The organism is Listeria booriae (assembly GCF_000766865.1).
Classification (GTDB): Bacteria; Bacillota; Bacilli; order Lactobacillales; family Listeriaceae; genus Listeria_A; species Listeria_A booriae.
In genome coordinates this window covers 191710-215132 of sequence record NZ_JNFA01000028.1, presented here as the reverse complement: position 1 = coordinate 215132, position 23423 = coordinate 191710, and the positions used below count along the sequence as shown (strand labels likewise).

Genomic DNA, 23423 nt, shown 5'->3' with positions numbered 1-23423 from the left:
TTTCCGCCCTGCGATTCTTACCTGAAAACATTGCTGTTTTCTTGGTTTTATCTTTGTTTTTTGTTCAGTTTTCAAAGAGCAATCTCATGTGTTGCGGTTTGCGTTATGTGCATCAGCAACGTTTATAAATATACCAACTATTTATCCATTCGTCAATACTTTTTTGCATATTTTTATTATAAATGTTGATTTATTTTTTTTGCGAGGGTCAGGAAGTCGTCACCAAGTGGTGTGTTTTCTTCGTAGATACCTGATAGATAGCCATTCTTGTTTTGTTCGGGTTGTTCGATTGGGAAGGTCATTAATAGTTCTGTTTTTAGGGTTTCGGCTACTTTTTCTCCGCCGCCTTGACCGAATAAATATATTTTTTCGCCTGATTCGGATAAATAATAGGATAGATTTTCTATAACGCCTAAAATGTGGTGATTATTTTTTTGTGCCATGATGCCGGCTCGGGATGCTACGGTTGCTGCCGCGTGATGTGGTGTGGTTACGATGATTTCATTGCAGGATGGTAATAGTGTGTGGATATCTAGGGCTACATCGCCAGTTCCTGGTGGGAGGTCAATGATTAGGTAGTCCGGTGCGTCCCACATAACGTCTTCTAGGAACATCTTTATCATTTTGCCTAACATCGGGCCACGCCAAATGACTGGTTCGCCTTCGTCAACGAAAGATTCCATGGAGACTAATTGGATGCCGTATGTAGTGACTGGAATGATTTTCTCGTCTTTAGTTGTTGGGCTTTCAGAGGTGCCTAGTAAAACTGGAAGGCTGAAGCCGTATATGTCTGCGTCTAGTAAACCGACTTTTTTGCCTAGGCGTCTTAGTGATACTGCTAGGTTAGCTGCGATGGTTGATTTGCCGACGCCGCCTTTGCCACTAGCTATTGCGATAAATTGTGTTTTGCTTTCTGGAGATAGGATGTTGTTTCTTCCTTCTATTATTTTTTCGATTTTTGATGTTGGGAGGTAGCTTAGTTCTAAGTGGATTTCTTCGTGTCCGAATTGGCTTAGTAGGTCTGTGATGTTCGTGATGAATTCTTCGGTTTGTTGTTCTGGGTCTGCTAGTGCGATTTCTAGTGTTGTTCCTGCTTCTGTTGCACTAACTTCTATTATCCCGTCTGTTTCTAATAATGTTGCCTCTAAGACTGGATCGATGATGCGTTCTAGTAATTTAGTGATTTGTTGTTCATTAAGCATTTCTGTGGCCTCCCAATTATAGTTACTCCAAAAATATTAAGCGCTTTCTAAAGTATAACATATTTCACCATTCTTGCGCGAGGTTTTTGCATATAATGAAGATTGTCGCCTTTTTTCAGACTTGAAATGTGTAAGGTCATTGTTTCTGTGGTATTGTAGGGGTAGCCATTTATTCGTTTAGGAGGAGGCTTGGCCATGTATTTGAAAGAAACAATTGATAGCTTTGCTTCTAATGCCAATATTTTAAAACTTTTAAAAAAGGATGCCCAGTTTAATCATCACTGTATAGAAGAAATGGTTTCGAAGGGTACTGAGTTGATATATAATAGGGATCGCGAATATTTCTATTTAATTGAGCAAGGTTATGTGAAGTATGAATATGATGGGCAGTTAGGTCGGCGGTTTCATTTTTTGTTTGGTCCAGGGAGTTTTCCTTTTTTGCCGATATATGAGGACGATGTTCCAAACATTTCTAAAATTGAGATGCTAGCCGATGTGCGGTGGTGGCGCGTCGAATTTTCTTTTTTTAAGAAGGTTATGCGGGTGGAAGATCCGAGAAACTATATTTTGCTGGCTTATATGGCTCGCACGCGAAGAGAGTTGTATGCGATTACGATTCAAGATCGGCTGAATTCGCAGGATCGGATTTACTTTAGTTTGCTTTCCTTGATTGATTTAGGATTTAGACAAAAAAACAATAGTGTTGAGTTGCCTATTTTTCTGACTTATAAAAGATTGGCGGAGTTTTCTAATACATCGAAAGGGTATACATCAAAAGTGCTGTCAGAACTCCGTGCAAAAAAAATTCTGATATCAAGTAAAAAGCCTTGGGTGATTACGGATGTGGAGGAGTTGCGGCGTTTGCTTGGTGCCGATCAGCTTCCTCAACTGTCCTAAAGACCTCTTTTTGGAGAGGAAAAGGTTATTTGTTTGCTTTATTTGAAAAAGCATGGTATATTTAACTAGACTTATTTTTGTTGGTGAAGAAATGATTAGTGAATAACTTTCCACTTCGTACCGCTAAGCAGGAATAGTAATATTATGTGCCAGTGTGCACGAGGAGGAATTTTGATATGGAAACAGGTACAGTAAAATGGTTTAACGGTGAAAAAGGTTTTGGTTTTATCGAACGCGAAAACGGTGACGATGTATTCGTACATTTCAGCGCTATCCAAGGTGAAGGCTTCAAATCTTTAGACGAAGGCCAAAAAGTTACTTTTGACGTAGAAGAAGGTCAACGTGGACCTCAAGCTGCTAACGTTGAAAAAGCGTAATTTTAGCTGACTTAGAGAAGAGTGCTCATTTATGAGTGCTCTTTTTTTGTGTGCATAACAAGAAAATGCGATATAGATTATCGCACTTTCTCTCCATTATTAATATGGATATTCATGTTTTGCGGTGGTTTGGAATTCTTCGATGGTCTTGATTTGATTGTTTGCGAAGATAATGATGCTCATGCCGTCAAATCGACCTTTTTCTTCTTTGTATAGGCATTCGAATTGCCATTTGCACATGTAAGTGTCTTTTTTCTGGTCGAACCATTCTTCTGTGATGTTCCATGATAGTACTTCGCCTCGCTTGAACCAGTTGTCTAGCCAGGTTGTTATTTGTTTTTTGCCGCTGTAACACGGGCCGTAGCATTCTTCAATGTAAACGTCTTCTCTTAGCGTGTCTAGTATTTGTTGTTTATTTTGGGAAATCCAGCCGGTGAAATAGGCCTCGACTATTTGTTTGTGTGTGGCGTTCATGTCAAAACACTCCCCTACCTATCTTTGAACATGCTTGTTTTTGTGTAGCCTTTACCACTTATGAGGTCGTATTGTACCATTTTGTAGTCTGCTAGGTATTCTTTGGCTTCGGTGGATAGTTGGTCTTCGATGATGGTTTTGTTGTGATTGTCGATTAGTACGTTCTTTTCTAGGCCTTGGACTTGTTGACTCATTTCGGTTAGCAATGCGTAGTACGGTGATACTTTGCTGTTTGTTAGTTCTAGCATTTTTGGTGCAAAATAAATTGGGCTGATGGTTCCGTAGTCTTTTTTCGGTAGGTCAAAATTGGCGTACATGAACATTGGCGTTTCGTGCATCGTTCGTTCTGTGTTCTGGTTGACGATTTCTTCTGGGAACACGCTTGGCAAATGATCTCCCCAAAAAACAACCATTGTTTTCTTGTCTAGGTGTTTTAGCTGTGTGATGAAGTCTGTTAGAGCGTCATCGGAATATTTAATGCCTTGTAAATAGGTTTGGACGGTTTGTTTGTTTTCTTCGGGAACGCCTTCTACGGCAATGGTATTGATGTATTTATCCCAGTAAGTCATGTGATTTTGCATCGTGACAAGGTGGATAAATGTTGATTTGTCGCTTGCTTTTAGTTGATCCAGTGTTTCTTGGTAGGCTGATGCATCGGATATATATTCGCTATCATCCAATTTCTCGGTGTGCACCATCTCGTCTCGACTGATGAATTTGTCGAATTGCAGCGCGTTGTAAACGTCTGTGCGACGGTAAAATGATGGTTTGAATGGATGAATCGCGATCGTTTCGTAATTGTTTTGCGCGAGTGAGCTGACTAGTGATGGGAACTTTTCTTTTTGATATAGGAACATTTGGTACGGCGATGTGATTTGCGGGTTGATGTTGTACATAGAAAGCCCTGTTAGTGCTTCGAATTCGATGTTGGCGGTGCCTCCCCCGTATCCTTGCGAAAGACTGTAGCCTGATGGGTATTTCTCCATGATTTTGCGGGTTTCTGGAATTGGATCTGAGGATGTTGTGACACCGCTTAATCTAGTTGGATCGCTAAAACTTTCACTCATGACGTAGACAATATTGACATCGTCCATCGGTTTATTTTGGCGTGTTTGGTTGATTTCATCGGCGATTTTATTGTATTTCTTCGTGATTTGCTTCATTTTTGCTTCGCTGTAGCCTGCTGGTTTGTCCATGATGTTTGCTGTTGCACTATAGATGAGGCCGCCGACGAAGCCATATTGTTGGTAGCTTTCTTTCGGATCCACGTCTTTCCATTGTGCATCGATGTTGTATGCTTTGCGGAGCCAGTTGTCGGAACTTTGGAAATTGGTTAAAGAGAACAGTAACACGCCGCTAAATACGAGTCCTACTGCGCGAATGATGAGTGTTTTGCGGTCCCAATATTTAAAATCACGACCGTAATATTTGGCGGATACTTTGCGCGAATAGCGGTCTAGCACCCAGGCAATGGCGATGATTACGGCGATTCCAAGAAATAGTAAAATGACGAGCCATGTGGAGAGCATGGAAAGCATGAAGCGCCACTGGGTAATCATTTCAAATTCTTGCGGATAAAGCGGTTCGCCTCGTTCTAGGAACTTCTGATTGTTTGCAAAAGCGACAACGATGGATGTGCCGACGAGTATTGTCGTACTGGCCCACAAGTTGCCGATAAGTGAAATCAAGAATAAATAAACGAGTAATAATACTAGAATTCCTAGCAAAAATGGGATTGGGTAGGTTTTAATCATTTCGAATGTGTCAGATAAATTAAAGCCACTCAATGAGGCATCAAGTAGAATATGTAAAAGAACAGATAGTATAAGCCCAAAGCCTAGCGTTCGAAGTGACCTTACTAGGTATGGATGTTTGAGCTGCTTTCTTTGTTTTGGTGCAGTCATAATAAAAAATCTCCTCTGTAAGCAATAACGCTGAATTTTCTCGTGCTTCTTCTAAGGTATTATACTATAGTGACTCATAGAATCAAATAGGAACGAGCAAGAGCAGTGAGACATGCCTCACTGCTCTTGCTCTATATCAAAAAGCGATATTTCTTATTAATGGCACTTGGGATACCACAATTATTGGGGTAATACCGCCTAATGATCCCTTTTATTTGCTTGCTGTAATCACGGACGCTTCCATGGCTTTCAACAAACGTGTTACCCTTTTTTTCCTCAAAAATGCGAAAATGGTACCTACCAACATATTATTCATTTTCTGCATCCACTTCTCGGCTTCAATTTCTTCTTTGTACGTGACTTCGCAAACGTGGTCGCTAATTTCGGTAACGGTATAGGTTGTCCGGTGTAAGTTCACGCGACTTGTTGTTTCGAATTGATATACATTTGGAAATTGAAATTCTGTGATTTTCGTTTCAACTGTGGCACCGTTGGACATTTTCCGGCGGTACTTCAGCCCTTGTAGCTTTTGCATTGGCAGATTTTTTCCGGTCGCTTGTTTCACGTCGTAGATAACCGACTTAGCGATTGTATGAAAACACTCTTTTTGTGAGATGTATAGCTTTGTGGAAACGTTCATATTGCCATCTCCCTTTAGGATTTCTTATCTTTTTTCTTCTTCAAAAATACCATTAGCGCGCCTAAAATAACTACTAAAACTCCAGTAAGCATCATTGGCAAATTCGTTGACGTACCGCCTAATGTTGGGCTGAATACGATAATGATTAAGCCAAGACTCATTATAAATAGTCCGTTTGCTGCACTTTTCATCATTTACTCCACAGTAACCTGGAAGTAAAGAACAGCGCCAATATCAGTTGCTTTCATAACGTCTTTTGCGATTCTTACAGCCGCTTCTTCATCCTCAGCCGTTGTTTCGAAATATAATTTAATCCCTTTTTCGTCTACTTTTTTAAAAGTGACACCATTTTCATTATACTTCTCCAATGTTTCTACAAAAAAATCACGTTTCATAGGACTGCTAATTACGATCATTTTCATTACCTCCTTCAATATTACCTTTATTATACTTGTTTGGCGTGTGGAGTGTAAAGAATATCATCTAAACACGAATGCACATAATGGTCTGGCCTATCACTAAGAATAGCGCCAGACTAAAATTGGTAGCACGAGAAACCTGTTCTGTGCCACCAAACTCGAGCGAGGACGACGTTTATGAGCATTGGTCGCCTCGCTTGAGCAATTTAGGCTTTCATTTCTTCTTCTGGTACACCAACCTTGTTCGCTGTGATAACGAAAGGTACCCAGATTAAGAAGGCTATGACCATGTTTATTAAGGATATGACAGGCGCCATCCAATCTCCTCCGGTTGCCAGGAATGAGTTTAGAAGCGGTGGCATTACCCAGACTACTGCAATTTTAACTGGGGCTACGAGACCCAATGTTGTTGCAAAGTAAGCGATTGTAACCATAACCATTGGTGCAATGATAAATGGAATTAGATAGATAGAGTTAAGCACGATCGGTAGACCGAACATGATTGGCTCATTGATGTTGAATATACCAGGCCCGAGTGACAGTTTCGCAACTGTTCGGGAATCCGCTCGTTTCGAGAACATAAGTAGTGCAATGATAAGTACCAATGTACCACCTGAACCACCCATCCATACGTAAGCGTCGAATGAACCACGAACCCATTGGTATGGAAGATCTGAACCTGCAACACCTTTTGCAGCTTCGTTAATGTTGTTAAGTTGTGCTGTACCCCAAAGTGATTCTAGAACTGGAGCAAGTACGTTTGGTCCGTGAATACCGAAGAACCATAGTAATTGAACTAAGAATGTTACTAACAATACCGCGCCATAACCTTGTGACAAGGCAAGTAGTGGCTCTTGAATTGTTTTAGAAATCCATGTGATAACGTCAAGGCCTGTAATTTTAACGAACGACCAGTCGATGATCGCACAGATATAAAGTGCAACTAATGCAGGAATGATAGCCGCAAACGCTTTACTTACTGCTGGTGGCACTGAATCAGGCATCTTGATTGTGATGTTAGCACGCATTAATTTGGCATAAATAATAGTAGAAATAAAACCGAATAACATTGCTGTAAACAAACCAGTACCATTCACTTGGTTAAGATCAAGGAATCCCCAAACTGGTTGAATCATGGAAACGTCTGCTTTTGGATTAGCTGCTAAGATCGCGTTTTTGATTGGATCTACTGCTACTGTTTGTGACAAGTTCATAACGAATGCTGCAAGTGAAACAAGTGCACCGGCTAAGCGGTCAACTTCATACACTTTCGATAAGTTATAACCTAATGACACTGAGAATACTAAGGAAACGATTGCAAGTGTCGCTGCCCAAACATATCCATTGACTCCGATTAGTGGTTGCATGGCTTCAACAAAGCCCGTCCAACCCCACGACGTTGGAAAATCTCTAAAGAATGCGTTCAAAAGAACTGCGATTGAGCCGGCCATTGTGATAGGCATCGTTGAAATGAATGCATCACGAAGCGCGACTAAATGTTTTTGCGAGCCGATTTTAGCCGCAACTGGTACGAAATACTTTTCTAAAAAATTAGTTAGTCCGTTCATAATTATCCTCCCTATTTTGAAGCTTATTGTGGTTTATCGGCATTCGTCGAACAACCCCGTGAACTTATACCCTTTTTTGATCCGTTCGTAAAACTTGGGATTATTTGATTATGTCAGCTTCTAAGCGTTTGAATGCGAACAACCTCCATTCGACCTATGAAGTGCTAGGGATGTCCTCCTCTCGTTTTCAAATTAAGGTTTTATGGATTCACTTAACTATAATGCAAAAAGCGTGCCAACTTTTTAACATCTCGAAAAAAACGTGGAAGCGCTTCATACGCCAAGCTTTTCTTGTGAAAGTAAAGCGTTTACACACATAAATGTAAACCGTGTAAACACAAAAAAAGCTGTACACACTTGGTATGTATAGACTTTTAGGTTTTTACGAATTATTCTATTCGGCAATATTGTTTCACAAAATCGCTACTCTATCCAAAATTTTATTGCAAAAAAAGCACACAGATTTGGCGGCTGCGTGCTTAAGAAATTTTATGCTTCTACTTTTGTGAAGAATTGTGGTAGGTGTTCTTTGTGTGCTTCTAGTAATTCATCAAGGACTGTTTGTGCGATGTCGCCGCTTGGAACTAACGGGTTTAGCGTGAAGGCTTGTAGGGCTGTGTCGTAGTTGCCTGTTACTGCTGCTTCGATTGTTAGTTCTTCCATTGCTTTCATCACTTGTAGCAAGCCGCGTTGTGCTGGTGGGAACTTGCCGAAGTTGACTGGTTCTGCACCGTGAGCGCGGATAACACTTGTGATTTCAATGGCGCTATCGTAAGGAACATCGTCAATCGCTCCGTTATTACGTGTGGAAACGACCATCATCGTGCCTTTGTTATTGTAAATAGAGTTGATGATTTCGCATGCTGCGTCGCTGTAGTGTGCTCCGCCACGTTTTGCTAACTCTTCTGGTTTGTGGTCTAGATTTGGATCTTTGTAAAGTTCGAATAGGCTTTCTTCTAGACGTTTTACAACTTGACCACGACTTCCTTCTGTTTTGAAGGCTTCTAGTTCTTCTTCTAACATGTTGTCAGTCATGTAGTAATAGCGATGATATGGACATGGTAGCATTTTTAGATTGCGAACTTGTTCATATAGGAAACGCATGTTTTTGATGTTTTCTACTACTTTTTCTGGGTTAGCATCTGGTGCGTAAAGGCCGTCGATAACTTGTTCTGTTAGTTCCGTGCCGTCTTTATCAAAAATGCGGTGCCAGTGCAAGTGGTTGATTCCGGCGAATTTGAAGAATAGATCTTCTTCTGGTTTTTTAAGGACGTCTGATGCGCTCTTGATTGCGCCGATTGGAACGTTACATAAACCGATAACTTTGTCCCATTTGCCGTAGCGAAGAACGGCTTCTGTCACCATTCCAGCTGGGTTTGTGAAGTTGATAAGCCAAGCGTTCGGGCATAGTTCTTTCATATCTTCTACGATTCCTAGGATAACTGGAATTGTACGGAAGGCTTTGAACATACCGCCTGCACCATTTGTTTCTTGTCCAATAATACCGTGGCTTAACGGAATGCTTTCGTCTTTAATACGTGCGTCAAGAAGACCTACGCGGAATTGTGTTGTTACGAAATCAGCATCTTTTAATGCCTCGCGACGATCAAGTGTTAAATGTACTTCGCAGTCAATGCCTGCTGCTTTTACCATACGTTTAGCCATTGCGCCAACGATTTCTAATTTTTCACGGCCTGCTTCGATGTCTACTAGCCATAATTCTCTGATTGGTAATTCGTCAAAACGTTTAATGAACCCTTCTACTAGTTCTGGAGTGTAGCTTGATCCTCCACCAATGGTAACGATTTTTACGCCTTTACTCATTTATACATACCTCCAAGAAATTTTATAAAGCGGTTTCTCTTGCTCTTCTTTATTGTATTCTATGTAATGCATTACAGGTCAAGGATTAATTCAAAACTTTTTTATTTTGGTTTTTGCGGTATACTAATTAAGGAAGAGGTGATGGTTTCGATGGCAAATATTCAAGATATTGCAAAACTGGCTGGGGTTTCTGCGGCGACGGTTTCGCGGGTTGTGAGTGGACGTGGTTATGTGAGTGATGAAACGCGGGCGCGGGTGCAGGAAATTGTAGATCAGCTCGATTATGCACCGAATCGTAACGCGGTTTCTTTGAAAAAGGGCAAAACGATGATGCTTGGTATCGTGGCTCTGACTTTTGATAATTCGATGGGGGTTTTTCTGCGGAGTTTTTCGATGGCGGCGCAGGAGGATGGATATAATGTGACGGTTTTCGTGACAAACGGGAGCAAGGAGCGGGAACTGGAAGCGCTCGAGATGTTGCGTCATAAGCAGTTGGATGCGCTCGTGTTTGTTTTGCGGCTCAGTCCTTGGGATTTGATTGAGAAATATGCGAAATATGGGCCGATTGTGACGTGGGAACGGGTCGAGTTGCAGAAAGTGGCTTCGGTTTTTATGGATCAGTATGATGGGTATATGTTGGGATTGGAGCATTTGTACGCGCAAGGATATCGCCGAATTGTGAATATTTACGGGCGAATGTCGGGAAAAAATACGCGTGGTCGGATGCGGGCTTTTGCTGATTTTTGTGAGAAGTATGGGCTTAATCCGAACGAGATGGAGCATTTTTATAATAAGGGACGGATTACGCATGGCGAGGAGATTGCGCACTGGTGGTTGGCGCAAGATGTGAAGGCGGATGCGATTTTGTGCCCGACGGATTATTTGGCTTCTGGGTTTATTGCGGAGGCGCGGCGAATTGGGATTCGTATTCCTGAGGATGTGGCGGTTGTCGGGTTTGATGATACGAATAATGTGGCGCGCTTGTTTGATATGACGACGATTCATTATCCGATTGATTTGCAGGCGGAAAATGCGTTTCGGATTATTTCGAATCGGTTAGATGATAAGGATGAGCCGTTGCAGCATTTGGAATTTACGCTTGTGGAAAGAAAAACGACGTGACTTGTGTGTCGCGTCGTTTTTCTTTATATAGAAATAATCGTTAGTATGAGTGCGATGATTGCTGGGATGCCTTGTGCGAAGAAGATTCGTTTGGACACTGTGGCGGCGCCGTATAGTGCTGCGATGACGACACAACTTAGGAAGAAAAGTGCGATTTGTAAACCGATTTGGGTGTCGGGGTAAAGGACACTCCAGACGAGGCCGGCTGCTAGGAAACCGTTGTATAGACCTTGATTGGCGGCGAGTTCTTTGGCGTTCTCGGCTTTTTCTTTTGTGATGTTGAATGTTTTGAGTGTTCTTGGTTTTGTGAAGGCGAACATTTCGAAATACATGATGTAAAAGTGCATGAGGGCAACGATTACGATAAAAATAGTGGTTAGGATGGGGATCATTTTTTTGCTCCTTTTAGATGTTGTAGTTGGGTTAGTACTTGGGTTAATGTTTCTGTGATGGCTTCGATGGTTGCTGGGGATTGGGTTGCGAGTTGTTCTTGGGTGGTTTGATAAAATGGGAGAATCTCGATGCTCTGTTGGGCAAGTTCGATGCCTTTGGTGGTGAGGGTCAGCCTTGTTTCGCGGCGGTCTTTCTTAGAAAATTCGCGCTTGATGTAGCCTTTGGTTACGAGTTGATCGACTTGGGTGCTGGCGGTGCTTTTGGATAGGGATAGTTGGTCGATGACTTGTTTTAGTGTGCCGCCTTGGTGGAATTGGATTGTGTTGATGATGGCGAGTTGGTGGAATGTGACGCCGAGTTCGGATTCGTGTTGCTTGGTGATTTGGCTGAGGGCGTTGTTAACGCTGACGATGGCTTTGATGATATCGCCGGTTTGTTGTAGGGTTGGCATGGGATACCTCTTTTCTTTTTTAGTTCAATTTAGGATAGTTCTATTATGAACTAATTTAGAGTGGGATGCAATGTATTTGCTTGGCAAAAATAGAGCGAGGATGGTTGATGCGCGTCCTCGCTCTCGTGATTAGTTCTTAAAGGAATGGATTGGGGCTGGGATTCGGCCGCCGCGTGCGATGAAATCTGCGGATGAGTTTTGGTTTATTTTCATGACGGGGGCTGTTCCTAGTAGTCCGCCGAATTCGACCATGTCACCTACTTTTGTGCCTTTGGCTGGGATGATGCGGACGGCGGTTGTTTTGTTATTGATGACGCCGATTGCTGCTTCGTCGGCGATCATTGCGGCGATGGTCGTTGCTGGTGTGTCGCCTGGTATCGCAATCATGTCTAGCCCCACGGAACAGATGGCAGTCATTGCTTCTAGTTTTTCAAGATTGAGCGCTCCTGCGTTGACGGCTTCGATCATACCGATGTCTTCGGAGACTGGGATGAAGGCGCCGCTTAGTCCGCCGACGTGTCCGCATGCCATGACGCCGCCTTTTTTCACTGCGTCATTTAGGAGCGCGAGTGCTGCGGTTGTCCCATGCGTGCCGACCATTTCTAAGCCCATTTCTTCTAATATGTGTGCGACGGAGTCTCCGACGGCTGGTGTTGGTGCTAGGGAGAGGTCGACGATGCCGAATGGGACGCCGAGTCGTTCGGATGCGACTTGTCCGACTAGTTCGCCCATGCGTGTAATTTTGAAGGCGGTTTGTTTGACCATTTCGGCGACTTTATCGAAGCTCTCGCCTTTTACTTTTTCGATGGCGCGTTTTACAACACCTGGGCCGCTGACGCCAACGTTTATTACGCAATCTGCCTCGCCAACGCCGTGGAAAGCGCCTGCCATGAAGGGATTGTCTTCTACTGCGTTAGCAAAAACGACTAATTTTGCGCAGCCTAATCCTTGTGTGTCTGCTGTTAGTTCTGCGGTTTGTTTGATGACTTCGCCCATGTCACGAACGGCATCCATGTTGATTCCTGTGCGTGTGGAACCAATGTTAACTGATGAACATACGTGCTCTGTTTGTGCCAATGCTTCTGGGATGGACTGAATCAGGATTTTGTCGCCTTTTGTGTAACCTTTTTCGACTAGCGCTGAAAAGCCACCGATAAAATTGACGCCTACTGTTCGTGCTGCTTCGTCTAATGTTTTGGCAAATGCAACGTAGTCTTTGTCGTCTGATGCGCCAGCAATGATAGCAATTGGTGTGACGGAGATGCGTTTATTGATGATTGGAATGCCGTATTCGGATTCGATTTGTTCGCCGGTTTCGACTAATTTTGCGGCGTATGTAGTAATTTTTTTGTAGATGTTTGCGCGCGCTTTTTCCCCGTTGCTGTCTATGCAGTCGAGCAGTGAGATTCCCATTGTAATTGTTCGGATGTCTAGCTTTTCTTCTTCAATCATGCGGATTGTTTCTAATATTTGCTTTGTTTCCATATGAGCGGCACCTCCTTCTTATAATTTATGCATTGAATTGAAAATTTCTTCGCGTTGGACGCTGATTTTAACACCTAATTCTTCGCCTTTTTTCGCAAGTTGGCTTTTTATGTCGTCGAATGGTTTGGTCGTTGTGATATCTAGCATCATCATCATTGTGAAATAGCCGTCCATAATGGTTTGGGATACGTCGAGAATGTTGATTTCAAGTGTGCTTAGTTCGCTACTTACGCCAGATATAATGCCGACCTTGTCTTTCCCTATTACTGTTAAAATTGCTTTCAAATTCTTCAGCTCCTTTTTTAATTGATAGGTTCTATTATACTTCTTATGCGACAACATTTCACTAAGTATTTAGAAAAAAATAAATTTAATGATTTCTAAACAAAAAATACCTGCTCAACGGGATGACTAAGCAGGTATTTCAATTTATTTTATTAGGCTGAGTGCTGGTTGGAAAGCTTCGAAGTGGATGTTCTTTTGCTCGTGACCTAGTTCTAGTAGTAATGCTTCGACTTCTTGCATGAATGGCACTGGTCCGCATAAATAAATGGCGGAGCCTGATGGGACAAGTTTTTCGATGTCTGCTTTTGTTAGTTTTTTGCCTGCGAATTGGTGGTAGTGGGCGCCAAGTTGTGTCTGGAAGTCTTTGGAGAAGGCGGCGTATTCTTCGGAGCGCACGCAATGAATGAGTTCTAGTCCTTCTGGTTTCGTGAAGCTGTCAATCATTGCTGCTATTGGTGTAATACCGATTCCACCTGCGATGAATGTGTGCTGATTATTCGTAGTGTTTAGCGTGAAATCGCCTGCTGGTAAAGTTGCTAGAATTGTATCGCCGATTTGATAATTATCGTAAATATGGTTGGAAACAACGCCTGCTGGATCATGTTCGTTTTCGCGTTTGATTGCGACTTGGTAGTATTGATTATTGAACGCTTTTGTTAGGCTATACTGGCGATTATGGAAAAGTTGGTCCAGTTTTATACGTAGCGATATGTACTGGCCAGGGCTAAAATCGAGCAGTTTACCGCCATCATCACGAACTAAATTCAAAGTGAAGATATTTGGCGTGACATCTTGTTTATCAGCGATTTTAAAAGGTATAAAATCTTGATTTCGCGTATCGCCGAGTGCGTCGTACATTTCTTGTTCTACTTCGATGAAAATGTCTGCGATGATGCCGTACGCTGCGCCCCATGCCTCTAGGATTTCTGGTGTGGCTGCATCACCGAGATATTCTGCGATGCCTTTTAGTAAATATTCGCCGACGATTGGATAGTGCTCTGCTTTAATTGTCAGGCTTCTATGTTTATGCGCGATTGTTTTGACTTGTGGTAAGAGCACTTCTAATTGCTCAATGTTTTCGGCTGCTAAATAAACCGTGTTGGCTAGTGCCAGTGGTTGTGTGCCGATTTCTTGGTTCGTCATGTTGAAATAATTCAATAACTCCGGATGCGCTGCGAACATTTTTTTGTAAAAGATAGATGTGATTTCTTTCCCATGCTCTTTCAAAAGTGGTGCCGTTGATTTTACGATTTGTTTTTGTTCTTCTGTTATCATGATTCAATCCCCCTAAAAAATGGTATACATCTATTCTAACATAGTACACAAAGCATTTTTCTCAGGGTTTTCCCTATTTTTCTTCGCGGTCTATCTGGGTTCTGATTTCGCGGGCGATGCATTCGATTGTATACACGGCTGGGAGCTGGGATGTGATGTCGGCTTCTTGGTACATTTCTTTGTTGATGTAGTACGGGATGTTCGCGTCGGACAGTTTTGCCATTGTTGATTTGGCGCTGTTGGTAATCGTGATAATTTTGCATTTCTGGGTTTTTAGTTGGTGAATGTATTTAATGAGATCTTCGTTTTCGCCTGATACGGAGATCGCGATGAGACAGATTTTGTCGGATATTTTGCTAGACAAGTGGTAAAACGGGTGGTTTAGCGGGTCTTCGATATGTAGCGCTAACGTGAACAAAGAGGAGAAATAGAGCGCGCCATATTCAGCGATAATTCCAGACGCCCCGATGCCAACAAATAAAACCAACTCCGCATCGCGTAAAATTTTCGCAGACTGGGCAATATTTGCCTTGAATTCAGGCTGAGCTGTGCGTTTTAGAAAATCAATATACGTTGTCTCATCCGACATATCCACACTGATTTTGGTCCGATTCTGCGCGTACATTTGCAGCTTCACACGAAACTCGGAAAAACCGTTACACCCAAATTTCCGGCAAAATCGTAAAATTGTCGTTGTGCTAACATGGGTTGCATCGGCTAAATCCCGAATCCGCATGTAAATAACCGTGTCCAAATTGCCGACTACATAGTGGTAAATCGTCATTTCTGTATCGTTTAGTTCGATTGTTTTGTCTAAAAAAAGCATATAACAATGCCTCCTAATCCAGCTTTATACCGATATTTTATCATGTTTAACACACTTGTGACAACTCGTTACACAAAAGTAACAAATTCCATCTTCAAAAATCCTTACCAAATAATCATTAAATCGTAGCTATTTTTTCATTTTCGTCCTATACTATGGAGGAAGAAAGCGTAAAGCAAATTGTGAACTTGTCGTGAGTTCAAATCTATTATATTGGAGGAAATATTGATGTCTAAAGGTATCAAAATCGCCACAATTGGTGGCGGCTCAAGCTATACTCCCGAATTAATTGAAGGTTTCATCAAACGTCAAAATGAATTACCAGTCCGTGAAATCTGGCTTGTGGACGTTCCTGCTGGTAAAGAAAAATTAGAAATCGTTGGTAATTTAGCGAAACGCATGGTTGAAAAAGCTGGTGCGGATATCGAAATTCATTTAACAATGGATCGTGAAGAAGCGCTAAAAGGTGCTGATTTCGTTACAACACAATTGCGCGTTGGTCAATTAGATGCGCGTGTGAAAGATGAACGTATTCCGAATTCTCACGGTGTTGTCGGACAAGAAACTAACGGCCCTGGTGGTATGTTTAAAGGTTTCCGTACAATTCCTGTTATTCTAGACATTTGTAAAGATATGGAGCGCCTGTGCCCTAAAGCTTGGTTGATCAACTTCGCGAACCCTGCTGGAATGGTAACAGAAGCCGTTCTTCGTTACAGCAATATCAAAAAAGTTGTCGGCTTATGTAATGGCCCAATCGGCATTGAGAAAAACATTGCGGATATTCTAGGCGTTGACCACAGCGAAATTTACGTGGAATTTGTCGGCTTAAATCATATGGTTTTTGCAAAAACAGTTTATAAAGATGGCGAAGATGTTACTGCTGAAGTCGTTACAAAAATGACAGAAGGCGAATCTGGCTCTACTTTGAAAAATATTAATGCAACTGGTTGGGACGCAACATTCTTACGTACTTTAAACATGATTCCAATCGACTACTTACGCTATTACTGGCAAACACGTACTCAACTGGAAGATCAACAAGCTGCTTACGAAAAACACGGTACACGTGCAGAAGTCGTAAAACGCGTTGAAGCTGAACTTTTCGAGTTGTATAAAGATGTTGATTTAGCTGAAAAACCAAAACAATTGGAACAACGTGGCGGTGCTTATTATAGTGAAGCTGCATGTAACTTGATTAACTCGATTTACAATGATAAACGCGATATTCAAATCGTCAATACACGTAACAATGGTGCCATTTTGGACATCGATCCCGATTCTGCGATTGAAACAAACTGCGTGATTACACGTCAAGGTCCGATTCCACTAGCAAGCGGTCACCTTCCTGTTGCAATCAACGGCATCATCCAACAAATCAAAACGGTAGAACGCCTAACAGCCGAAGCCGCAGTGACTGGCGATTACGATAAAGCATTGCTAGCACTAACTGTAAACCCTCTAGTACCAAGCGATACCGATGCACGTGTCTTGCTTGACGAACTACTAGAAGCACACAAAGAACATTTACCACTTTTCTTCAAAAATAAATAAGTATGCCAAAGACGCCGAGCATTTTACCGTTCGGTGTCTTTTATTTGTGTCGAAAAGTACACAAAAAAATCGCAATCATGTGCATTATTTAACACCTTTTTATCCCATTTCGATGTATAATGTTAGTATACGATTACTAGGAGTGAAAACAAACATGTATAAAAAATTAACCACAACAGCCCTCGTTACATCTGCCGTCCTATTATTGCTTCCAACTAGCCTCGCACACCGCAATGTCAAAGCGAAAACAATTCCCGAAAAACACGATTTATTAATCTCTGGCAGCGACCGCATCAAAGGAATTTCCTTGCATGCCCATCGCTATTTCGTTGAGAAAAACACGATTTTCGACCCAATGATGCCACCGATTTCGTTAACTGCTTACGACGATGACAACCATATCGATTTAACACCTTCGATTTTAGTAACAGAAAACGATGTCGACACGAGCAAAGTCGGAACATACCACGTGACCTACCGCGCCATTGCCCCCGATGGCCGTTGGAAAGAGCGCCGCGTCGAAGTCAATGTCGTTGCTAAACCAATTATCGAAGCACAAGATGCGACCATTACACGCGGTACCGATTTTGATTTCATAAAAAATGTGTCAGCTTTCGACGAACTTGCAGGCGACATCCGGATTTTCCTTCATGTTAAGGCCAGCGATTTAAATACGAATATCCCCGGAAAATATTTCGTAACATACACCGCATCGAATTTCTACGGCTTAACTGCTGAGAAAACAATCTATGTAACGGTGAAATGAGAAAGAGTTTGAGCATGCAGTAGATGATGCTCAAACTCTTTTTTGCTTATTTGAAACGCAACTCCTTCTATGCTAGACTTTACATAACCACAACTTATCAAGAAAGGACTCATCACCCATGAAAAAAAGCGTCACATTCATTGCACTACTTATCTTCTTGCTCGCTGGTTGCAGTACGGACAAAACCACAGAACAAGACATGAAAAACCTGCCTAACCTCTCTGCTCAAAACGCGCTTATTCTCGTTCATGGAACTGGCGGAAGTACAGATACATTGGACGGTTTTAGCGATGTTTTTATAGATGATTACCACACGTCCAACGAGCGTATCAAACTTCATATTGGAACGGACGGTGCGCTAACTTATCACGGTACTTTTAGCAAAAAAGCGCTGCATCCGATTGTTCAAATAGGTTTTGCCGATAGTATTGATGCGAGCATTACACAGCAAGCGATTTGGCTGAGGCTAGCGATGGAAGACTTGCAGAAGAAGTATAAATTCGCCGCGTTCGATGGTGTTGGTCATTCCAATGGCGGCCTTGTGTTGTCGACCTATGCACAGAAATACGCCAAAACAGCGCCGACTTTAGAACGCCTTGTAGCCATCGGTTCGCCGTACAATGACTTAGATCCAGACGACAATAAGGGCGATTTAGCATTCACTGACGTTCCAAAAGCAACCCCGCTCTTGCAAAAATACGAAAAAAACCGTGCCAAAATTAATCCCGATTTACTCGTCCTTTCGATAGCTAGCAATATTGACGACGGCAGCTTCTCCGATGACATCGTCCCCGTCTTAAGCGCATTCGGCTCTCGTCTGATTTTCAAAAACGAGGCAAAAGCATACTTAGAAAGCTACTATAAAGGCGAGGAATACGACCACCGAACGCTATTCGCGAGTCCCGATATTCAGAAAAAAATCGCCTGGTTTCTATACGAATATCCGGGTGACAAAAAAGAAATATCACTAGCAAAAAACTAGGAAGGAGAATCTCCCGTCCTAGTTTTTTCATTCGCTCAAAAATCGCTCTAAAACCATTCCGCCCGCACCTTGGGCCACAATTTCATATGATTCTTTCGCTGGATAGATCGTCGTATTTATTTTTGGAAAAGCTTGCAACCGTTCTTCCACAGTCCGCTTCACGTCTTCAAAAAAGGTCGCTTTCGGGACAAGTGTACCGCCGCAAACGACGGTGTCTGGCTGTGTTGTCAAAATTAAATTCGATAGCGCGATGCCATAGTAATATGCCGCATTTTTTAAAATAGTTTCGCACATTGGATCGCCTTGTTCTAATGCTTGGAAAATCGTGAAGTAGTCCAATGTATCAGGATTATCTGTTAGTTCGGATAGTAAGGATGGTTCGCCTCGTTTTAGTTTTTGCTGTATTTCGGCTTTAATCGCTGGAAGTGAGCTGTATGTGTGTAGGCAGCCGTATGAGCCGCAGTAGCAACGGGAGCCATTCGTGTCAATGATTGTATGCCCGAATGCGTTTGTCATGCCGCCTTGTCCTGAGTTCACCACGCCCGACTCAATCTTCGCACTCCGGATTTCAATATCGCCAGTCGTAAATAAAAACCGGTCACTCGTCTGCCAATAATGCAAGCGGTACTCGGCCAATGCCGCGAAGTTCACCCCACTGCCAACCATGATATACGTCGGAAGCTGCGCCTTCAAATAGCTTTCAATATCCTCCCGCTGCACTTCGGTATAATTCACCTGATCAAAAAGGTCATCCACCGAAATTCCCACGCCTAAAATATCGTCCATCGATTTATCATATTCCTGTAGCAAATCCAATGTTTGTGCGATAAAAACATCTAATCGTTTATAAATCGACTTTTCATCACCCATCTGGATTTTTTTATGGCCTATTTCTTTTAAATTCAAATCGGATAAAACAATGGTGGAATAAATATCCGTCACTTCTATGCCGATTAAGTAGGCTTGTTCTGGATTAATTCGATATAAAATTGGCTTACGTCCGCCGGTCGAAACGCCAAGCTGATTACTGTTAATAAGGTGATTTTTACTCAATTCATCAAGCAAACGCGCGCATGTTGCAGGCTTCATCCCGGTTTGGGTAAGTAGCTCCTCAACCGTTATGCCTTCTTGTTTGCGAATTAGATTATATAATGTTTTTAGCTTCTTAATTTTCGAATTTTGTGTAGTTCGGAACGACTCCAACATATTGCTGACCATCGCCATAACCCCCTCTTGTATAGTAAAAATGTATCAAATGCCCGCCAAAAAAGCAATTTCAAACTCTTTTTATCAAAATGAAAAAAAGTTATTTACTTTCGGATTTATTCATGCTAGAATTACTTGTGAAAGCGTTTTACAAATCAAATATATATTTTACAAGGAGGATATTAACATGCATGAAATAAAACACATTAACGAGGCTTTAACGTATATTGAGTCATTAACGGCGGTCAAACCTACGATCGGGATTATTTTAGGTTCTGGACTTGGGCCATTTGCGGATACGATTGAGGATGCGATTCATATTCCGTATAACGATATTCCTCATTTTGCGAAATCAGGTGCTGTGGGACATGCGAACGAGCTTGTTATCGGTACAATTGGCGGCAAACAAATCGTTGCGATGAAAGGCCGGTTCCACTATTATGAGGGCTTCCCGCTGGATGAAGTTACTTTCCCTGTTCGTGTGATGAAAGCGCTTGGTGTAGAGAAATTAATCATTACGAATGCTTGCGGCGCGGTGAATGTCGACTTTAATCCTGGCGATTTGATGCTGATTACCGATCATATTAATTTGACGGCTAACAATCCATTGATGGGTCCAAACAATCCGGATCTTGGCGTGCGTTTCTTAGATGTTTCGGAAGTTTATAGTAAGCGTTTGCGCGGTATCGTGAAAGACGTTGCTACAGCACAAAACGTGACTTTGCGTGAAGGTGTTTATGCTTGGTGGACTGGCCCGACATATGAAACGCCTGCAGAAATTCGAATGATTCGCGGTTTTGGTGCTGATGCCGTTGGAATGTCTACTGTTCCAGAAGCTCTGATTGCCCGCCATGCTGGGATTGAAACTGTTGGTATCTCTTGCTTAACGAACATGGCTTGCGGCATTCTTGACCAACCACTGAGCCATGATGAAGTTATCGAAACAGCCGAACGTGTAAAAGCTACTTTCTTAAAACTTGTTGCGGAAATTGTTGAACGTTTCTGATTGACCGCTTTTTATCAAAATAAAAATAAGTTTGTATAATTTGGAGGGAAAAACATCATGGGGATTAAAACGCGTCTTCGTTTTATGTCGTTTTTGCAGTATTTCATTTGGGGGAGCTGGCTCATAACTCTCGGCTCGTATATGTTGAACACGCTCGGTTTTTCGGGTGTGGAGGTTGGGATTGTTTATAGTTCGAAAGGAATTGCCGCGGTGATTATGCCGACATTGATGGGGATTATTGCGGATAAGTGGATTAAGGCGAATTATTTGTATACGGCGTGTCACTTGATTTGTGCTGGTGCCCTCTTTTATGCGGCGTCTGTGAGTGACCCAACAGTGATGTTTTGGGTGATGTTGGTGAACGCTATGTTCTTTATGCCGACACTAGCGCTTTCTAATACGGTCTCTTATTTCTGTTTGGAAAAAGCAAATCTTGATACGGTTACTAATTTCCCGCCAATTCGTGTTTTTGGTACGGTTGGTTTTATTATCGCGATGTGGACGATCAGTCTTGGCCAATTCGAGCTTAGCAATGTGCAACTTTATATTGCCGCTGGTGCCTCTTTGTTGTTAGCGCTGTATTCCCTAACGATGCCCTCCATTCCAACTGCCAACAAAAAGAAAAATCAAGGCTGGGTCAGCATGCTCGGACTCGATGCTTTCGTTCTTTTTAAAAAGCCAAAAATGGCAGTGTTTTTCTTGTTTGCAATGTTGCTTGGAGCTGTTTTGCAAATTACGAATACGTTTGGTAACCCGTTTTTACATGACTTTGGCTTGAATCCTCTGTTTGCGGATAGTTTAGTTGTGAAGTATCCATCGATTTTATTATCGGTTTCGCAAATGGCGGAGGTCGTGTTTATTCTGGCTATTCCATTCTTCTTAAAGCGATATGGGATTAAAACGGTCATGTTGGTGAGTATGATTGCTTGGACATTGCGGTTTGGATTGTTCGCTTTCGGTGATCCGACGCCGTTTGGTACTGTATTATTGCTACTATCTATGATTGTTTATGGCTGTGCTTTTGATTTCTTCAACATTTCTGGCGCGATTTTCGTGGAGCAAGAAGTGAGCAAAGATATTCGGGCAAGTGCGCAAGGCTTATTTATGACGATGGTAAACGGAGTCGGTGCCTATGTTGGCGCAATTTTGAGCGGCATGGTAGTTGATTACTTTACGGTGGATGGCGTGAAAGACTGGACAATGATTTGGCTGATTTTCGCGGCTTACACGCTCGTTCTAGCCATCGTTTTCCAATTCACATTCCGCTACAAACATGAACCAGAAAAAATGAAAAACTTGGAGATCACACACTAATAAAACGCAAGACATCCAAACTCCCACCAGAGCATGATGTCTTGCGTTTTTTATTTTTCGCGGACTACTAATACGTCGCATATGGCGTGTTGTAAAACGTAAGCTGAGACGCTTCCGAGAACGATTTTTTCAATGCGATTGAGGCCTGTTGCTCCGCAAATAAGTACGTCGGCGTCGAATTCGGCTGGGATGTCGCGAGCTAGTAGTGTTTTTGGATTGCCGGCTTCTAAAAAGGTGGTTACGCTTGTGACTTCGGCTTTTTCGGCGAGTTCTTTGTATTCGGCGAGTCTGGCGGTGGCTTCTTCGGTAGCCAATTGTTCGAGTACGCCGTCATAAGATAGGTTCGGTGAGAATGAGCGGACGTCAACGATACTTGCGATACCAAGTTTGGCACCTGTTGCTTTGGCTAGTTCTACTGCTTTTAAAAAGGCGATTTCGGCTTGTTTGGAACCGTCCAGCGCGACTAAGATTCGTGTATATTTATTTCCCATGATTCATCACTCCTTTATAAAACTATACCCCTGAATGAACAAATTCATACCCTTATTATGATTTTTTGTCACACATTCCTACTTTTCGTAATTTGTGCTATACTAAATTTATCTTTTGTAAAAAGGGGATAGTTTATGGATAAAGAGGATCGATTAAATCAGCAGATCGCTCTATTTTATTTCGCGTACAAGACGTTTGTGGAAACGGCAGACAGGCTTATTGGCAAGTATGACATTACGCGGACGCATCATCGGATTTTGTTTTTTGTGGCGCGTTCTCCGGGTGTTAAAATGAATGAGTTGTTGACTTTGCTGGAAGTTTCGAAACAGGCGTTACATCAGCCGTTGTTAGAACTTAAGGAAAAGGGATACATCACGATTGAACCTTCTGAATTGGATAAACGGGTGCGATGCGTCTTTTTGACGGAAGCTGGACAAATGATTGAAGCTGAGCTTGGGGAGGCACAGCGACGTCAAATGGCTGCTGCATTGTCGGCTGGCGATGATCCAGAGGGCAAGGTTTGGATGAACGTATTAGAGCAATATGCAAAAGAACGACCAGGCTTCGCATTTTTTAAATAGGAGTGTGATTGGATGGAGAAAATTGTATTTATTCAGACAGGATTCGGTGTGGATGTGCATGGTCAAGATATTACGAAAGCTGCTGTTCGAGCGGTGCGCCATGCGATATTTACGAATTCAATGCCAGGTATCGAGGCTTTTCTTCCGGATGGCGACTTGAACAATATGGTCGTTAATGTGAAATTGGCCTTGCCTTGTGACGCTGAGTTACTAGATCATGATGCGATTAAGGCGATTATTCCTTATGGCACCGTGACTGTAGAAACTATGGCGGGCGGAATGGTAACAACGAGCGGTATTTTCCTTGCTGACAAAGCGGATAAGAACGACTTGATGTATATTGTAAACGCTTCGGTAGAAACAGGATATTAGTGTAAAAAATA

At 42.3% G+C, this 23423-nt stretch carries 26 protein-coding genes; 10 read left to right on the top strand and 16 right to left on the bottom strand.

The window, feature by feature from the left end; all coding sequences use genetic code 11:
• Nucleotides 1-176: 176 nt before the first annotated feature.
• Nucleotides 177-1202 (bottom strand): Mrp/NBP35 family ATP-binding protein, encoded by a 1026-nt coding sequence (locus tag EP57_RS13675; protein ID WP_036087555.1) that lies wholly within the window; start codon nucleotides 1200-1202, stop codon nucleotides 177-179.
• A gap of 195 nt (nucleotides 1203-1397) precedes the next feature.
• On the opposite strand from EP57_RS13675, the gene EP57_RS13670 reads away from it, so the two are divergent.
• Both EP57_RS13670 and EP57_RS13665 read left to right on the top strand, forming a co-directional pair.
• Nucleotides 1398-2099 (top strand): Crp/Fnr family transcriptional regulator, encoded by a 702-nt coding sequence (locus tag EP57_RS13670; protein ID WP_036087553.1) that lies wholly within the window; start codon nucleotides 1398-1400, stop codon nucleotides 2097-2099.
• Nucleotides 2100-2275: 176 nt separating this feature from the next.
• Nucleotides 2276-2476: a cold-shock protein gene (locus EP57_RS13665; RefSeq protein ID WP_036061193.1), complete on the top strand. Its 201-nt coding sequence runs from the start codon at nucleotides 2276-2278 to the stop codon at nucleotides 2474-2476.
• Nucleotides 2477-2575: 99 nt separating this feature from the next.
• Here EP57_RS13665 and EP57_RS13660 read toward each other — a convergent pair whose 3' ends face one another.
• The 7 genes from EP57_RS13660 to EP57_RS13630 all read right to left on the bottom strand — a co-directional run bounded on the left by EP57_RS13660 (nucleotide 2576) and on the right by EP57_RS13630 (nucleotide 9305).
• Entirely contained in the window at nucleotides 2576-2950 is a 375-nt protein-coding gene (locus EP57_RS13660) for a nuclear transport factor 2 family protein (protein WP_036087552.1), read from the bottom strand.
• 14 nt (nucleotides 2951-2964) lie between these two features.
• Complete coding sequence (locus EP57_RS13655) at nucleotides 2965-4854, bottom strand: LTA synthase family protein (protein ID WP_036087551.1); 1890 nt, start codon at nucleotides 4852-4854, stop codon at nucleotides 2965-2967.
• A gap of 211 nt (nucleotides 4855-5065) precedes the next feature.
• Nucleotides 5066-5494, bottom strand: coding sequence for a DUF3284 domain-containing protein (locus EP57_RS13650; protein WP_036087549.1), 429 nt, complete (start codon nucleotides 5492-5494; stop codon nucleotides 5066-5068).
• A 14-nt stretch (nucleotides 5495-5508) separates the two neighbouring features.
• Complete coding sequence (locus EP57_RS13645; RefSeq protein WP_114983024.1) at nucleotides 5509-5685, bottom strand: LPXTG cell wall anchor domain-containing protein; 177 nt, start codon at nucleotides 5683-5685, stop codon at nucleotides 5509-5511.
• 3 nt (nucleotides 5686-5688) lie between these two features.
• Complete coding sequence (locus EP57_RS13640; protein ID WP_036067252.1) at nucleotides 5689-5910, bottom strand: hypothetical protein; 222 nt, start codon at nucleotides 5908-5910, stop codon at nucleotides 5689-5691.
• 209 nt (nucleotides 5911-6119) lie between these two features.
• Nucleotides 6120-7481, bottom strand: a complete 1362-nt coding sequence (locus EP57_RS13635; RefSeq protein WP_036087547.1) for a PTS sugar transporter subunit IIC — start codon at nucleotides 7479-7481, stop codon at nucleotides 6120-6122.
• Between the two features lie 489 nt (nucleotides 7482-7970).
• The gene (locus EP57_RS13630) at nucleotides 7971-9305 is read right to left on the bottom strand and encodes a 6-phospho-beta-glucosidase (protein WP_036087545.1); all 1335 of its coding nucleotides are present in this window, start codon (nucleotides 9303-9305) and stop codon (nucleotides 7971-7973) included.
• Nucleotides 9306-9455: 150 nt separating this feature from the next.
• On the opposite strand from EP57_RS13630, the gene EP57_RS13625 reads away from it, so the two are divergent.
• Nucleotides 9456-10427, top strand: a complete 972-nt coding sequence (locus EP57_RS13625; protein ID WP_036087544.1) for a LacI family DNA-binding transcriptional regulator — start codon at nucleotides 9456-9458, stop codon at nucleotides 10425-10427.
• Nucleotides 10428-10450: 23 nt separating this feature from the next.
• On the opposite strand, the gene EP57_RS13620 is transcribed toward EP57_RS13625, so the two are convergent.
• From EP57_RS13620 to EP57_RS13595, 6 genes are all read right to left on the bottom strand, one after another.
• Entirely contained in the window at nucleotides 10451-10819 is a 369-nt protein-coding gene (locus tag EP57_RS13620) for a DUF1304 domain-containing protein (protein WP_221630066.1), read from the bottom strand.
• Entirely contained in the window at nucleotides 10816-11271 is a 456-nt protein-coding gene (locus EP57_RS13615) for a MarR family winged helix-turn-helix transcriptional regulator (RefSeq protein WP_036087542.1), read from the bottom strand. The genes EP57_RS13620 and EP57_RS13615 overlap by 4 nt, the downstream gene beginning before the upstream one ends.
• A 129-nt stretch (nucleotides 11272-11400) precedes the next feature.
• On the bottom strand, nucleotides 11401-12756 hold the full coding sequence (locus EP57_RS13610; RefSeq protein ID WP_036087539.1) for a PFL family protein: 1356 nt from the start codon (nucleotides 12754-12756) through the stop codon (nucleotides 11401-11403).
• An 18-nt stretch (nucleotides 12757-12774) separates the two neighbouring features.
• On the bottom strand, nucleotides 12775-13041 hold the full coding sequence (locus EP57_RS13605; RefSeq protein ID WP_036087538.1) for an ACT domain-containing protein: 267 nt from the start codon (nucleotides 13039-13041) through the stop codon (nucleotides 12775-12777).
• A 144-nt stretch (nucleotides 13042-13185) separates the two neighbouring features.
• Nucleotides 13186-14316 carry a globin domain-containing protein gene (locus EP57_RS13600; protein WP_036087537.1) on the bottom strand — a complete coding sequence of 377 codons (1131 nt, stop codon included), beginning with the start codon at nucleotides 14314-14316 and terminating at the stop codon, nucleotides 13186-13188.
• Between the two features lie 73 nt (nucleotides 14317-14389).
• Nucleotides 14390-15142: a MurR/RpiR family transcriptional regulator gene (locus EP57_RS13595; RefSeq protein ID WP_036087535.1), complete on the bottom strand. Its 753-nt coding sequence runs from the start codon at nucleotides 15140-15142 to the stop codon at nucleotides 14390-14392.
• 228 nt (nucleotides 15143-15370) lie between these two features.
• On the opposite strand from EP57_RS13595, the gene EP57_RS13590 reads away from it, so the two are divergent.
• From EP57_RS13590 to EP57_RS13580, 3 genes are all read left to right on the top strand, one after another.
• Nucleotides 15371-16693 carry a 6-phospho-beta-glucosidase gene (locus EP57_RS13590; RefSeq protein WP_036087532.1) on the top strand — a complete coding sequence of 441 codons (1323 nt, stop codon included), beginning with the start codon at nucleotides 15371-15373 and terminating at the stop codon, nucleotides 16691-16693.
• 154 nt (nucleotides 16694-16847) lie between these two features.
• The gene (locus EP57_RS13585) at nucleotides 16848-17459 is read left to right on the top strand and encodes an immunoglobulin-like domain-containing protein (protein WP_036087531.1); all 612 of its coding nucleotides are present in this window, start codon (nucleotides 16848-16850) and stop codon (nucleotides 17457-17459) included.
• A 118-nt stretch (nucleotides 17460-17577) separates the two neighbouring features.
• A complete protein-coding gene (locus EP57_RS13580; RefSeq protein ID WP_036087530.1) occupies nucleotides 17578-18441 on the top strand; it encodes an alpha/beta hydrolase in 864 nt (287 codons plus the stop codon).
• Between the two features lie 27 nt (nucleotides 18442-18468).
• Here EP57_RS13580 and EP57_RS13575 read toward each other — a convergent pair whose 3' ends face one another.
• Nucleotides 18469-19659 (bottom strand): ROK family protein, encoded by a 1191-nt coding sequence (locus EP57_RS13575; protein ID WP_077916872.1) that lies wholly within the window; start codon nucleotides 19657-19659, stop codon nucleotides 18469-18471.
• A 175-nt stretch (nucleotides 19660-19834) separates the two neighbouring features.
• Between EP57_RS13575 and EP57_RS13570 the strand changes: the two genes are divergently transcribed.
• A complete protein-coding gene (locus tag EP57_RS13570) occupies nucleotides 19835-20653 on the top strand; it encodes a purine-nucleoside phosphorylase (protein ID WP_036087528.1) in 819 nt (272 codons plus the stop codon).
• A 57-nt stretch (nucleotides 20654-20710) separates the two neighbouring features.
• The gene (locus EP57_RS13565; RefSeq protein WP_036087526.1) at nucleotides 20711-21967 is read left to right on the top strand and encodes a nucleoside permease; all 1257 of its coding nucleotides are present in this window, start codon (nucleotides 20711-20713) and stop codon (nucleotides 21965-21967) included.
• Nucleotides 21968-22017: 50 nt separating this feature from the next.
• Here EP57_RS13565 and EP57_RS13560 read toward each other — a convergent pair whose 3' ends face one another.
• Nucleotides 22018-22458 (bottom strand): universal stress protein, encoded by a 441-nt coding sequence (locus tag EP57_RS13560; RefSeq protein WP_036087524.1) that lies wholly within the window; start codon nucleotides 22456-22458, stop codon nucleotides 22018-22020.
• Between the two features lie 135 nt (nucleotides 22459-22593).
• Between EP57_RS13560 and EP57_RS13555 the strand changes: the two genes are divergently transcribed.
• Nucleotides 22594-23040: a MarR family winged helix-turn-helix transcriptional regulator gene (locus EP57_RS13555; RefSeq protein WP_036087523.1), complete on the top strand. Its 447-nt coding sequence runs from the start codon at nucleotides 22594-22596 to the stop codon at nucleotides 23038-23040.
• Between the two features lie 12 nt (nucleotides 23041-23052).
• The gene (locus tag EP57_RS13550; protein ID WP_036087522.1) at nucleotides 23053-23412 is read left to right on the top strand and encodes a Lin0512 family protein; all 360 of its coding nucleotides are present in this window, start codon (nucleotides 23053-23055) and stop codon (nucleotides 23410-23412) included.
• Nucleotides 23413-23423 lie beyond the last annotated feature (11 nt).